General features: G+C 62.0%; 12 protein-coding genes. 9 read left to right on the top strand and 3 right to left on the bottom strand.

Features of this window, described 5'->3' with window-relative positions; genetic code table 11:
* Window positions 1-67: 67 nt before the first annotated feature.
* The 7 genes from AKV04_RS07130 (at window position 68) to AKV04_RS07160 (ending at window position 5,287) form a co-directional block, all read left to right on the top strand.
* The gene (locus AKV04_RS07130; RefSeq protein WP_054005758.1) at window positions 68-406 is read left to right on the top strand and encodes a DUF952 domain-containing protein; all 339 of its coding nucleotides are present in this window, start codon (window positions 68-70) and stop codon (window positions 404-406) included.
* Window positions 403-1,464 (top strand): quinone-dependent dihydroorotate dehydrogenase, encoded by a 1,062-nt coding sequence (locus tag AKV04_RS07135; RefSeq protein ID WP_054005759.1) that lies wholly within the window; start codon window positions 403-405, stop codon window positions 1,462-1,464. The genes AKV04_RS07130 and AKV04_RS07135 overlap by 4 nt, the downstream gene beginning before the upstream one ends.
* The gene (locus AKV04_RS07140; protein WP_054005760.1) at window positions 1,455-1,901 is read left to right on the top strand and encodes a GNAT family N-acetyltransferase; all 447 of its coding nucleotides are present in this window, start codon (window positions 1,455-1,457) and stop codon (window positions 1,899-1,901) included. The genes AKV04_RS07135 and AKV04_RS07140 overlap by 10 nt, the downstream gene beginning before the upstream one ends.
* A 121-nt stretch (window positions 1,902-2,022) precedes the next feature.
* Window positions 2,023-3,252 (top strand): tryptophan synthase subunit beta, encoded by a 1,230-nt coding sequence (gene trpB / locus AKV04_RS07145; protein WP_054005761.1) that lies wholly within the window; start codon window positions 2,023-2,025, stop codon window positions 3,250-3,252.
* Window positions 3,253-3,634: 382 nt separating this feature from the next.
* Window positions 3,635-4,078 carry a PepSY domain-containing protein gene (locus AKV04_RS07150; RefSeq protein WP_054005762.1) on the top strand — a complete coding sequence of 148 codons (444 nt, stop codon included), beginning with the start codon at window positions 3,635-3,637 and terminating at the stop codon, window positions 4,076-4,078.
* Between the two features lie 179 nt (window positions 4,079-4,257).
* Window positions 4,258-4,704: a hypothetical protein gene (locus tag AKV04_RS07155; protein ID WP_054005763.1), complete on the top strand. Its 447-nt coding sequence runs from the start codon at window positions 4,258-4,260 to the stop codon at window positions 4,702-4,704.
* Between the two features lie 61 nt (window positions 4,705-4,765).
* Window positions 4,766-5,287, top strand: coding sequence for a helix-turn-helix transcriptional regulator (locus AKV04_RS07160; RefSeq protein WP_082351548.1), 522 nt, complete (start codon window positions 4,766-4,768; stop codon window positions 5,285-5,287).
* 16 nt (window positions 5,288-5,303) lie between these two features.
* On the opposite strand, the gene AKV04_RS07165 is transcribed toward AKV04_RS07160, so the two are convergent.
* A complete protein-coding gene (locus AKV04_RS07165) occupies window positions 5,304-5,672 on the bottom strand; it encodes a DUF2237 family protein (protein ID WP_054005764.1) in 369 nt (122 codons plus the stop codon).
* 21 nt (window positions 5,673-5,693) lie between these two features.
* Entirely contained in the window at window positions 5,694-6,905 is a 1,212-nt protein-coding gene (locus AKV04_RS07170) for an FAD-dependent oxidoreductase (RefSeq protein ID WP_054005765.1), read from the bottom strand.
* Between the two features lie 117 nt (window positions 6,906-7,022).
* Here AKV04_RS07170 and AKV04_RS07175 point away from each other — a divergent pair, with 117 nt between their 5' ends.
* Window positions 7,023-9,842 (top strand): DUF2339 domain-containing protein, encoded by a 2,820-nt coding sequence (locus tag AKV04_RS07175; protein ID WP_054005766.1) that lies wholly within the window; start codon window positions 7,023-7,025, stop codon window positions 9,840-9,842.
* On the opposite strand, the gene AKV04_RS07180 is transcribed toward AKV04_RS07175, so the two are convergent.
* Window positions 9,819-10,223 carry a group III truncated hemoglobin gene (locus tag AKV04_RS07180; RefSeq protein WP_054005767.1) on the bottom strand — a complete coding sequence of 135 codons (405 nt, stop codon included), beginning with the start codon at window positions 10,221-10,223 and terminating at the stop codon, window positions 9,819-9,821. The two genes, AKV04_RS07175 and AKV04_RS07180, sit on opposite strands and share 24 nt — an antisense overlap.
* A gap of 251 nt (window positions 10,224-10,474) precedes the next feature.
* On the opposite strand from AKV04_RS07180, the gene ileS reads away from it, so the two are divergent.
* The gene (gene ileS, locus AKV04_RS07185; protein WP_054005768.1) at window positions 10,475-13,417 is read left to right on the top strand and encodes an isoleucine--tRNA ligase; all 2,943 of its coding nucleotides are present in this window, start codon (window positions 10,475-10,477) and stop codon (window positions 13,415-13,417) included.
* Window positions 13,418-13,519: the final 102 nt, after the last annotated feature.

Consider the following 13,519-nt stretch of genomic DNA (forward strand, 5'->3'; position numbering starts at 1 on the left):
GGGCTTGGCGGTGACGCGCTGATGACAGATGCTTGACCGAAAGCTTAGGGCAGGGCATGAGGCGGTCATGCTGATTTACAAGATATTCCTGCGCGTCGAATGGGACGCTTTTCGCGAAGCTGGCGAGACGGCGGGTGCGCCTGTTGATCTGGCGGATGGCTTTGTGCATTTCTCGGCCGCCCCGCAACTGGCCGAGACGGCAGCGAAGTATTTCGCGGATGTGTCTGATCTGGTGCTGGTGGCTTGTGATGCCGACCGGCTGGGGGCGACGCTGAAATGGGAAGCGTCTCGCGGCGGAGCGCTGTTTCCGCATCTCTATCGGCATTTGGTTTTGGCCGATGTGGTGTGGGACAAATCGCTGCCTTTGGGGGCGGCGGGGCATATCTTCCCGGAGGGCGTGTTTTGAGCGTGATTGAGGCTTTGGGGCTGGCGGTTTTGCATCGGTTTGACCCCGAGCGCGCGCATGGGTTGTCGTTGAAAGCACTGTCGGCGGGGCTGGTGCCTTTGCCGGGAGTGATTACGTCGGATCGGTTGCGGACGACGGTTGCGGGGTTGGATTTGCCCAATCCGGTCGGGCTGGCGGCGGGGTTTGACAAGAATGCGACGGTGGTGGGGCCTTTGTCCCGCGCGGGGTTCGGCTTTGTCGAGGTGGGGGCTGCGACGCCGCGCCCGCAGCCGGGCAATTCGCGGCCCCGGTTGTTTCGGCTGACCGAGGATAGGGCGGCGATCAATCGGTTTGGCTTTAACAATGAGGGAGCCGAGGCGATTGGGGCGCGGCTTTCCGCAAGGGTGCGGGGGCCGGTTCCGGTGGGGCTGAACCTAGGGGCGAATAAGGATTCGGCGGATAGGGCGCAGGATTTCGCGCGGGTGCTGGCGGTGTGCGGGCCGCATGTCGATTTCGCGACGGTGAATGTCAGTTCGCCGAATACCGAGAAATTGCGCGATTTGCAGGGGCGGGCGGCGTTGTCGGCACTGCTCGCGGGGGTGATGGAAACGCGGGCGGCTTTGGCGCAGCCGATCCCGGTGTTCCTGAAGATCGCGCCGGATTTGAATGAGGATGAACTGGCCGAGATTGCCGAGGTTGCGCTGGCGTCGGGGGTGGCGGGGATCATTGCCACCAATACGACTTTGTCGCGCGAAGGTTTGGTAAGCGCTGATAAGGCCCAGATGGGCGGACTTTCGGGGGCGCCGTTGTTTGAAAAGTCGACGCGGGTGCTGGCGCAACTCTCGGTTTTGACCGAAGGCAAGCTGCCGCTGATCGGGGTCGGCGGCATTGCCAGCGCCGAGGAGGCGTTTGTGAAGCTCCTTGTGGGGGCCTCGGCTGTACAGTTCTATACGGCGATGGTGTATCAGGGGATTTCCTTGGCGGCAAAGATCGCGCGGGGCTTGGATGTGCTGCTGGAGCGTGAAGGCTATGCCTCGGTCGCCGATGCGGTGGGCAAGGGGCGGGCGCAATGGCTGTAAGCTTTCGCGACGCCATTCGTGCAGATGTGGCGGCTGTGGTGGCGCTGCTGGCCGATGATCCACTGGGGCAGGCGCGGGAGAGCGGTGATCTTGCGCCTTACCTTTCGGCGTTTGATGAGATCGCGGCCAATCCGATGCATCAGCTGATCGTGGGGGAGAGCGACGGGCGGATTGTGGCGACCTGCCAGCTGACCATTTTGGCGGGGCTGTCGCGGCAAGGGGCGAAGCGGGCGCTGGTGGAAGCGGTGCGGGTGGTGGCCGATCTGCGCGGGCAACGCATTGGCGAGGCGTTGATGGCGGAATGTGAGATGCGGGCACGGGCGGCGGGGGCGAATGTGATCCAGCTGACCACCGACAAAACCCGGCTGCGGGCGCATGCGTTTTATGATCGGCTTGGGTTTTTGCCCTCTCATATCGGCTACAAAAAGACACTCTAAGCCCATCCTCTGCGCTCAAATCTCCTCGGGGGTGAGCCCGATAGGGCGAGGGGGCCGGAAGGCCCCTTTTCCCCGGCGATCAAGGGCGCTACACCCTTTGCAACAAACGGGGAGATCAGCGATGGAAGACGGCATCAACAGCTTTATGACCGGGCCGGATGAGCAAGGCCGCTTTGGCAAGTTCGGCGGGCGGTTCGTGTCGGAAACGCTGATGCCGCTGATCCTTGATCTGGAAGAACGCTACGAATTCGCCAAGACCGATCCGACGTTTTGGGCAGAGATGGATGATCTGTGGAAGCACTATGTCGGTCGCCCAAGCCCGCTGTATTTCGCGCCACGGCTGACCGCGCATCTTGGCGGGGCCAAGGTTTACATGAAGCGCGACGAGCTGAACCACACCGGCGCGCATAAGATCAACAACGTGCTGGGGCAGATCATTCTGGCGCGGCGGATGGGGAAAACCCGGATCATTGCAGAGACGGGCGCGGGGCAGCATGGCGTGGCGACAGCGACGGTTTGCGCGAAGTTCGGGCTGAAATGCGTGGTCTATATGGGCGCGCATGATGTCGAACGGCAGGCGCCGAACGTGTTTCGGATGCGGCTGCTCGGGGCGGAGGTTATTCCGGTGACTTCGGGCCGTGGCACGCTGAAGGATGCGATGAACGATGCGCTGCGCGATTGGGTGACCAATGTGCGCGACACGTTCTATTGCATCGGCACGGTGGCGGGGCCGCATCCCTATCCGGCGATGGTGCGGGATTTCCAAAGCATCATCGGCAAGGAAGTGCGTTGGCAGTTGGCGGAACAAGAGGGCGAAGGCCGTTTGCCTGATACTCTGGTGGCGGCGATTGGTGGTGGTTCGAACGCGATGGGGCTGTTCTTCCCGTTCTTGGACGATCCGTCGGTGAATATCATTGGCGTCGAGGCGGGCGGCAAAGGGGTTGACGACCGGATGCAGCATTGCGCTTCACTGACGGGCGGTCGCCCCGGTGTGCTGCATGGCAACCGCACCTATCTGTTGCAGGACAATGACGGGCAGATTCTGGAAGGCTTCTCGATCTCGGCGGGGTTGGATTATCCGGGGATCGGGCCGGAGCATTCTTGGCTGCATGACATGGGTCGGGCGCAATATGTCAGCATCACCGATGCCGAGGCTTTGGAGGCGTTTCAGCTGTCCTGCAAGCTGGAGGGTATCATCCCGGCGTTGGAGCCGAGCCATGCCCTCGCGCATGTGATGAAGATCGCGCCGACGCTGCCGAAGGACCATATCATTGTGATGAACATGTGTGGGCGCGGCGACAAGGATATCTTCACCGTCGCCAAGCACCTTGGCTTTGATATGAAGATCTGAAGCCGGATTGAACGTTGAAGGGCCGCGGCGATGCAGATTGGCGCGGCTTTTCGTTGTGCTGCCCGAATCACTCTGCTGCCCGGTCAGACCATGGTCTTAGCATGGGCGCGGAAGCTTCAGACCAATGTCTTAAGCATTTGATATAGGCTTATTTTTCTGGATTTTCGAGGATAGTTTCCCGCTATGCTTCTGGCGCTGCCTTTCGCCATAACCCGCGCTTACGTCGGGTTTTGCCTAAACTGCGGTTTATATCCGCAAACTCTGGGCTGATCTGATCGGGCTAAACTCTGCGCCAATAGGCAGCGGCGGTTTGGGCTGTCATCGCTGAACCTGTCGCCGGATGCGGCTTCGTTTGGCAGTTCAGCAAAGTTAGGAACACAGGATGATACGGACAGCGAAACCCTTGATTTTCACGGTCATACTCGGCTTTTCCGCCAGCATGGCGCAGGCGATCACCGTGGCGGATGTGGTGAAAACCTATCAGGACCAAGCCTATTCGGGCATCGAGGTCAAGGAAAGCCCGAACCAGATCAAGGTTGAGGCCGCCAAAGATGGCGTCAAGGTCGAGGTGGTTTATGACAAAGCCACGGGTGAGGTGATCAAACACGAATCCCAAACCGTTGGGGCGGGTGAGACGAATAGCGGTTTGGAAGTATCGAGCACCGATCACGATTTTACGGGTGACGACAGTGCCGATGACAACAGCGCGTCGGATGATGGCCCGGATCATGATGCAGGCGACGACAATGGCGGCACCGGCCACGACGACAGCGGCCATGACGACAGCGGCCATGATGGTGGCGGCGAGGGCAGCTCAGACGATTGAGACCGGTTTTGCAAGGACTAAGCACCCCGGCCTTGCCGGGGGGCTTGGCATGGGTGATAATGTGGGTGCAGCCGGGGCAGGTTTAGGCCTCGAAGGGAAACGGGATGAACCGCAGAGTTTTCTTAGGGCGCAGAGCTTTCTTGGGGCAGTGCGCTGGCGGCGTACTTGGCGCTGTCTTTATGGCCAGCGCCGCGCGCGCGGACAGCTTTCAAAGCTCGGTGGTGGCGCAGTTGCGCGGCCAAGGTTATCGCGAGATCAATGTGGAAACCACGATGTTGGGGCGGGTGCGGATTGTCGCCGCGCGCGGTGGGGCCTCACGCGAGATCATCCTGAACCCGCGCACAGGTGAGATTTTGCGCGATGTTTTGCTTGCCGAGGATGGTCGGGTGCTGCCGGAGATTGCGGGCGGCGATAATTCGGGCAAAGGCAGCTCGCAGGGTGATGGGTCGGATAGCAGCGGATCAGGAGATGACGGGTCAGATGATAATGGCTCTGACAGCAGCGGGTCAGGCGATAACGGATCAGGTGACAATGGCTCGGAGGATCATGACTCGGGCGATGATGGTTCGGAGGATCACGGCGATTCCGATAACAGCGGTTCGGGCAAAGGCGGCAACGAGAACTAAGATGCGCGGCTCGGTGACGGGGCCGCGCAGAATAATTTATCGTGGAAAATTTGGAGCGTAAGTGAGACATCCGGCTTTCGTCTTTGCGATCTTTCTGTTGCAGGCGGCTTGCGCGATCTTTTTCGTGTCGGATATTTTGTCGTCTTTTGTTGGCATCACCACCACGCCTCTGCCGTGGGAGCTGCGCGAGATCATGGAGATCTGGGCAGCGTTCGGCCTGATTGTTGGCGTGGTTTTGGGGGCAATCCTGTTGCGTCGGGCGATTGTGGATCGGCGTGAGGCTGAAACCCGGCTGCGGCGGGCCTCGGGCGCGTTCATGGTGCTATTGGCCGAGCGGTTTGCCGAATGGGGGCTGACGCCTGCGGAAAAGGATGTGGCTTTGTTCGCGATCAAGGGCATGTCTACTGGCGAGATTGCGGCTTTGCGCAGCACGTCTGAGGGCACGGTGAAAGCACAGACCAATGCGATTTACCGCAAGGCGGGGGTCAGCGGGCGCTCGCAACTTCTGTCGCTGTTCATCGAGGATCTGATGCGGGATGAAGATGGCACCTTGCGGCTGCCAGTACCGCAAACCGCCGCGTGATCAGTCGGCAGGCCAATCAGTCGGCGGCGTAGGTTTGCAGGATTTGCAAGGCCACCACATCCAGCGTGCGGTGGTGGGTGGATTTCAGCAAGATTTGCGGGGCGACGCCTTCTTCATGTGCTTGCAGGAAGCGGCCCGCGCACAGGCACCATTGATCGCCCGGCTTGAGGCCCGCAAAGCCGTATTCGGGGCGCGGGGTGGACAGATCATTGCCTAAGTATTTGGAATAGGCCAGAAACTCTGCCGTCATCAGCGCGCAAACGGTGTGCAGGCCTTGGTCCATCGGTCCGGTGTTACAGCAGCCATCGCGGAAAAACCCGGTGATGGGGGCAGTGGAGCAGCTTTCCAAAACGCTGCCAAGCACGTTGAGAGAGGGGTCACGCATCGGGTTTCCTTTGTCTGTAGCCTAGCGCGCTGGCTGCTGCTGTCCAGCGGTTTGCGGCCAGTGCATCCCGGCGACGGCGGGTAGCATGGTGCCTGAGACCAGCGCCGTCAGCATCCGGTTGATCGGCCACAGCGTCGCCATTGGGGCCAGCAGGTGATCGCGCAGTAGCGGCAGGGTGGTGCTGGCGGATTGATACATCGGCGTGAAGGCGGCGGACATGGCTTGATAAGCGCGGACATGCCAGCGGCGCATTTGGGCGTAGCGGGGCAGGGCCTCGCTCAGCGGCAGGCGCAGGGCTTCGCGCAGCGCGAAGGCATCCAGCAGCGCCATATTGGCCCCTTGGCCAAGTTGAGGGCTGGCGCGGTGGGCGGAATCGCCGATGAACGCCAGCGCTTCGCCGTAGGGGCGGCGCAGGGTGCCGTGGCTGTAGCGGGCGGGGGTGAGGTCGGCGGGGGAGCGCAGGGTGGTGAGGAACGGGGCCATTTGCGGCCAAAGCTGGGTAACTTCGGCTTTCCATTGTCTCAGGTCTTGGCTGGGCCAATCGTCCAGCTTGGCGCGGGGCAGTGACCAGAACACGGCGGCATGCGGCGTCGGGTTGCCGGGAAGTTGGCCGATCGGCAGCACGCCAGCCATGTGGCGGGCGGCTTGGTAGCGTTGCGTCAGCTGATCGCGCGGCAGGTCGGTGTCTGTCGGCCAAGGTACGGTGCCCCAGACCGCGCCGAAGCTCAGTGGGCGGGCCTGCATCGGCGAGAGTGTCGAGCCCGCACCTGAGGCGTCGATCACCAGATCGAACGGGCCGAGCGGGTCGGCATTATCCCGCAGGATCAGGCGTTTGCCTTTGGATAGAGGGGCATCAATGCAGGCCGCACCGGTTTGCAGGGTGATGCCTGCGGCGGTGGCGGCGTGCCAGAGCAGCGAGAACAGGCTGGCGCGGTGGATGGCAAGGCCGGGGGCATCGGGTTTGTAGGCGACATCGAGGATTTTGCGTTTTCCGGCGTGGCCCAGCATTTGGGTGATGGATGCTCCGAACGCGCGCGCGTCTGCGCCGATTGTCTCCAGCACCGCAAGGCCTACGGGTTGCAGCACGAGGCCGGAGCCGAGCGGCTGGGGGGTGGCAAAACGCTCCGCCAGCGTGACGCGGTGGCCGGATTGGGCGCAAAGGGCGGCTGCGGCCAAACCGCCGATGCCTGCGCCGACGATGCCGATGGTTAGCGGGGGGAATTGGCTGCTCATAGCCGCATTTGTGCGGGTTATTTCAGCGGCGGCAAGGCCTTATCGGGTGGGATATTCCCCACTGTGCAGAGCGGTTGGCTGCGGCTAGTGTACCCCAAAACGTGTGGGAGATCGCGGATGGATGGGTTGCTGGTTCTGCTGGCCTTGGTGGCGCTTGCCATTCCGGTGCTGATCATCGTGCTGCTGATCGGGCAAAGCGGCTTGCGCAGGCGGGTCGGTGATTTGGAACGGCAGTTGGCTGCGCAAGGTGCTCGGTTGCATGCAATGCTGGGTGCGGTGGATGTGGCGCAAGCGCCTGTGCCGGACCGGCTTGCCCCCACGGGGGGTGCGGCGACGGTGATAGCTGAGGCGGCGCCAGTTGATTCGGTTCTGAATGAAGCGGGGCCGGTTGAGGGTGACGCGGCTGCGCCTGTTGTCGAAGCCAAAACTGGCGAGCCTGCGCGTGTGGAAGCTGCGCGACCGATGACGCCGTGGGAGCGGGCGGCGGCGGCGCGTGGCGCGGCCGCGACACCTGCCGCACCTGCGCCTGTGGCGGCGCGGCTGCCTGCGGGGCCGAGTGTGGTCTCGCGCTTGGCGGATTGGTTAAAGGCGAATTGGGTTTACGCGGTGTCTGCCGCCTCGCTGGCGTTGGCGGGGGTCTTTTTCGTGCAATATGGCATTGAAAACGGGCTGTTGCCGCCGGGGCTGCGCGTGTTGGCGGGGATTGCGTTTGGGCTGTGCCTGATTGCGGCGGGCGAATGGCTGCGGCGCAGGTCTGGTGACGGCGAGGATGTTTCGACCGCCTATCTGCCGTCGGTTTTCGCGGGGGCGGGGCTGGTGTCGGTGTTTGCTGCCGTGCTGTCGGCGCGGCTGATGTATGGGTTGATCGGGCCGCAGATGGCGTTTGCCGGGTTGGTGGCAACGGCGGTGTTGGCGCTGGTGTTGGGTTGGTTCTATGGGCCGCTGCTGATCGCAGTGGGGCTGTTGGGGGCGTTTGCCGCACCCTTTGTGGTGGGGGGCGGGGCAGAGGCCGCGCCTTGGCTTTATGGTTATTTCGCTCTGATCGCGGCGTTGGGCTTGGGCGTCGATACGATGCGGCGCTGGGCTTGGGTTTCCGTGCTGGCGCTGGTGTTGGGCTATGCGGGCGGCTGGCTTTCTATGGCGGCGGGCGCGGGGGTTTTGGGCTGGGTTGCGCTGTTGCTGGGGCTAGCACTGCTGGCGGTGGCTATTCCTGAGCGCGGCTTGGTGCCCCGGCAAAACGGGCCGTCTGTGCTGCTGGCGGGGATGCTGGGCAAAGTCAGGCCGCCGTTCCCGGTGCTGCTTGCGGCGGGGGGCGCTTTGGCCTCGACACTGGGGCTGGTGCTGTTGGCGGGGGCTGCGGGGGCCGAGGCGATGCTGGCATTGGGCGGGCTTGCGCTGTTGGCGCTGGCTTATGTTTTGTGGGCAGAGCGGGCCGAGGGGCTGGCCGATCTGGGCTTTGCCCCGGCGGTGGGGTTCTGGCTGATGCTGGTGCAGATCGGCTCGGCGCAGATGCCGCTGTTCTGGGAGTTTCTGGACGCGGCGGATCGGGCACCCGAGGTGGCGGCGCCAATGACGATCACGCTGCTGGTCGGGATGGCGGCGCTGATCTCGGGCGCGTTTGCGTGGCGATCAAGGCAGGAGGGCGTGTTGGCGCTGCTGCACGGGGCGGCCGCGGCTTTGGTCGCGCCTGTGGCGGTGGCGATTTTGGCGCTGCTGTGGATACCGGAGCGGGTGATCGGGGCCTATCCTTGGGCGCTGCATGTGATGGCGGTGGCGGTGGGGATGGTCGGGCTGGCGGTAATGTTCGCGCGCGGGCCGGATCGCCGCCGCCCCGCCTATGCCACGCTGTCGGCGCTGTCGCTGATCGCCTTGGCGCTGTTCTTGGTCACCACGCATACCGCGCTGACCCTAGCCTTGGCGCTGCTGGCGCTGGTCGCGGCGGGCTTGGATCGGCGGTTCAAGCTGCCGGAAATGGGCTGGTTCATTCAGGTCGCGGTGGCGGTGTTGGGTTACCGCTTGCTGGCCGATCCGGGGTTGGATTGGGCATTTGAGGCCCCGCTTGGGCAGGTGCTGCTGGCATTTGTTGGGGTAATCATGGCCCTGCTGGCGGCGTTGCGGACACTGCCAGAGGGGCGGATTCTGCCGAAAGGTGTGCTGGAATCGGCGGCGGCGGGGCTGGGGGCGATCTTGGCTACCCTATTGATTTCAAGCCTGATTTTGCGCGCCGGTGTGCAGGAGGATGGTGACACATTCTCGCATTGGGGCATGAGCCTGCAAGCCCTGCCGTGGCTGGTGCTGATGCTGATGCAGATCTATCGGGCGCGGTTGGGTGGGCCGCTTGTGCGCTTGCGTCAAGGCGTTGCGGTGGTCGCAGGCGGCTTGGCTGCGGCCGGGTTGGCGCTGGCTATCGCCCTTAATCCGATGTTTTTCTACAGCCCAACCACGCCGGGGGCTTTGGTGCTGGGGCCGCGGGTGCTGGATACGCTACTTCTGGCCTACGGTGTGCCGGGGCTGATGCTGCTGGCGGCGGTGTGGAAGCTGCCGGGGCTGGGGCGGCGCTTGCGGCTGGGGTTCCTTGTGGTGGGGCTGGCCTTGCTGGCGCTTTATCTTGGGCTGGAGATCCGGCGGTTCTGGCAGGGCGATTGGCTGGGCGCTTCGGGCGTCGTGCAGGGCGAGCTTTACAGCTACACCCTCGCGCTGATGCTGCTGGGGGCGGGGCTTTTGTATCAGGCGATTGCGCGGCGCTCGGGTCTGCTGCGGCGGGTGGCGATGGCGGTGATTGGGTTGACGATTGCCAAGGTGTTCCTGCTGGATGCAGCGGGCCTGACGGGCCTGACACGGGTGGTCAGCTTCCTTGGGTTGGGGCTGTGTTTGGCGGGGCTGGCGTGGCTGAACCGCTGGGCGGGCGAGGTTTCAACGCAGAAGCGGGACGCCTGAGTCGGTCTTGGCGCTATCGACCAGCCCATAGCGCAGGCCCCGGCCAATGCGATGGGCAAGGGTGGACCATGCTTTGGCGGTTTCGGGCGGCAGTTCGCGCGTAAGGGTGGCATCGAACAGCGCCAGCCAGGGATCAAACATGCCGGGGCGGACGTTGCCCGCGGCCTTATGCACGGCCATCGGATTGCCGTCATAGCCGCCCTCTAGCAGAATGGCGTTGCGCCAAAAACGGGCGATTTTCGCCTCATGTGCCGGCCAGTCGGTGATGTGAGAGGCGAAAACCGGGGCCAAGGTCGGGTGGCTGCGGACGGCTGCATAAAACGCCGATACAACGGCGTCGATCTGGGCGGGCGTGATCGGAAAGCGGGCGAGGGGGGACATATCAGGCTCCTATCCGTCTAGGGTGCGGGTTTTCCCGGCGCGCTGCAACAGGGCGCGCTGACGCAGGGGCTTTGACCTTTCCGCGCGAGGTTTCTATAAGGCCCGCATGGACCGCATATTCGTGAGCATAATCCGAATTATCGGCCCGGCGCTCTGACGTTTCAGACGCCGGGATTCTGGTGCATTGCACCCCTCCGATACCCTCCTTCCTAAGGCCTGCGACCAAGGCCCACCTTCCAAGGACTGCCGCGATGTGCGCTGATACGACTGACTATTCCAACACCGTTTTTCTGCCCGAAACCGATTTCCCGATGCGGGCGGGCCTGCCTGCCCGCGAGCCTGATTGGCTGGCGCGTTGGGAGAAGATAGGGGTTTACGACCGCCTGCGCGAAAAGGCCGTGGCGGATGCCCGCACGCCGTTCACCCTGCATGACGGCCCGCCCTACGCCAACGGCCATCTGCACATCGGCCATGCGCTGAACAAAATCCTGAAGGATATGGTGGTGCGCTCGCAGCAGATGATGGGCAAAGACGCCCGTTATGTGCCGGGTTGGGATTGCCACGGCCTGCCGATTGAGTGGAAGATCGAAGAACAATACCGCGCCAAGGGTCTGAACAAGGACGACGTGGATGTGGTGGCCTTCCGTCAGGAATGCCGCAAGTTTGCCGAGGGCTGGATCGACGTGCAACGCTCGGAATTCAAGCGGCTGGGCGTGACGGGGAAGTGGGAAAAGCCATATCTCACGATGGATTACCACGCCGAGGCGGTGATCGCGGATGAGTTTATGAAATTCGTGAGCAACGGGTCTTTGTATCAGGGGTCGAAGCCTGTGATGTGGTCGCCAGTGGAGAAAACGGCCTTGGCCGAGGCGGAGATCGAGTATCACGATCATACCAGCCACACGATCTGGGTGCGGTTTAAGCCGCATTCAGTTCCACAGCACAATGACACCGACTTGCGGACGCACGAAGATTTGCGTCAGGCATCTGTCGTGATCTGGACGACGACTCCTTGGACCATCCCTCAGAACCGGGCTATCGCGTTTAATCCTACCATTCAATATGGCCTTTACGAGGTTGCCGAAGTTGCCGAAAACTCGACGGCCAAAGCTGGAGAACTTTTAGTTCTCGCAAATAAACTTGCTGAAGGCGTGATGTCGGCTGCAAAAGTTACGCAATTTGTTAAGCGTCGGGACGTTCCAGCAGTTCAATTGGAGCAGATGGACTTTGCCCATCCCTATCGCGGCATTGAAGGCGGAGATAGCGAGTGGGATTATAATGTCCCGATGATCGCTGGCGATCATGTCACTGACGACGCAGGCACGGGCTTTGTTCACACCGCCCCCAGCCACGGCGATGACGACTATCAGATGGGCCTCAAGTTCCAGCTGCCGATGACCTATAACGTCGAAGCCGATGGATCATATCGCGCCGATCTGCCGCTGTTCGGCGGCCAGTTCATCATCAATGCCGAGGGCAAAGAGGGTGCGGCCAACGTCAGCAATATCAAGGCCCTGCACGCGCAAGGGGCGCTGCTGGCCAAGGGTAAGGTCAAGCACTCCTACCCGCATTCCTGGCGATCGAAGGCTCCGGTGATCTACCGCAACACGCCGCAGTGGTTTGTTGCCATCGACAAGCCGCTCGACGATGGCATGTCGACCTATGGCGAGACGATCCGCCAGCGCGCGCTGAATTCCATCAACCAACTGGTGACTTGGACGCCGATTGCGGGGCGCAACCGGCTGCATTCGATGATCGAAGCGCGGCCGGATTGGGTTCTCAGCCGTCAACGCGCTTGGGGTGTGCCGCTGACTTGTTTCACCAAAGTGGGTGCGAAGCCGACCGATGCGGACTTCCTGTTGCGCAACCAAGACGTGAATGCGCGGATCAAGGAAGCGTTCGAGGCTGAAGGCGCGGATGTTTGGTATGTGCAAGGATTCAAGGAAAAGATGCTGCATGGCATCGTTGATCCGTCGCAATATAACCAAGTCTTCGACGTGCTGGACGTGTGGTTTGATAGCGGCTCGACCCATGCTTTCGTGCTGCGCGACCGCGAGGATGGCAGCAGCGACGGCATTGCCGATCTTTACTTGGAAGGCACCGACCAGCATCGCGGCTGGTTCCATAGCTCGATGCTGCAAGCCTGTGGCACCAAGGGCCGCGCGCCGTATCGCGGCGTGCTGACGCATGGGTTCACGCTGGACGAGAAGGGCATGAAAATGTCCAAATCGGTCGGCAATACCGTCGCCCCGCAAGCGGTAATTGATGAGTATGGCGCGGATATTCTGCGGCTTTGGGTGGCGTTGTCGGATTACACCGTCGATCTGCGCATCGGCAAGGAAATCCTGAAAGGCGTCGCCGACAGTTATCGCCGTTTGCGCAATACGATGCGGTTTTTGCTGGGGAATTTGGCGGGGTTTAGCGAGGCAGAAAAGGTCGCCCATGCCGATATGCCAGAACTGGAGCAGTGGGTTTTGCACCGTCTGGCGGAACTTGACGCCGAGGTGCGGGCCGGTTATGCGCGCTACGATTTCCAAGGCGTGTTCCAGAAACTGTTCACCTTTGCCACCACCGATCTGTCGGCGATCTACTTCGATATCCGCAAGGATTGCCTGTATTGCGACCCGGCAGACAGCCAACGCCGCCGCGCCGCGCGCACGGTGTTGGACATCGTGTTCCACCGTTTGACCACTTGGCTCGCCCCAGTGCTGGTGTTCACGATGGAGGAGGTTTGGCTGTGCCGCTTCCCCAGTGAGGACTCGTCGGTGCATCTGGTCGATATGTCGGAAACCCCTGCGGAGTGGTTGAACCCTGACTTGGGTGCCATGATGGATTATAAGCGCTTGGTCCGAAAAGATGTGACAGAGGCTATTGAAGTTTATCGCGTCAAGAAGGAAATTGGGTCTAGTCTTGAGGCTAGTCCGATTGTCTATTTTGCTGGTGACTCAGCTATGCCGGATCAGTTTGGTGGTCTTGAGGCGTTTGGCAAAGACTTTGCGGAATTCTGCATTACTTCAGGAATTGAACTGAAGATTGGACAGCCGCCGGGTGTCGAATACGCAGGAATGGCCCGATACATACAGTACCGCGCCGCTCCCGGTGAGAAATGTCAACGTTGCTGGCGGATTTTGCCAGACGTGGGCAGCCACAAACACCCCGGCACCTGCAAACGGTGCAACGACGCGCTGGGCTAAGCAAACCGCCGCCGCCTTGGACTTGATCCGGGGCGGTGTGGGTTTTGGGGTTGAACACTTGATGCAAAAAAACGGGCAGAGGTGGTGCCTCTGCCCGTTCAA

The sequence above is a fragment of the Cypionkella psychrotolerans genome (assembly GCF_001294535.1).
GTDB classification, from domain to species: Bacteria; Pseudomonadota; Alphaproteobacteria; order Rhodobacterales; family Rhodobacteraceae; genus Cypionkella; species Cypionkella psychrotolerans.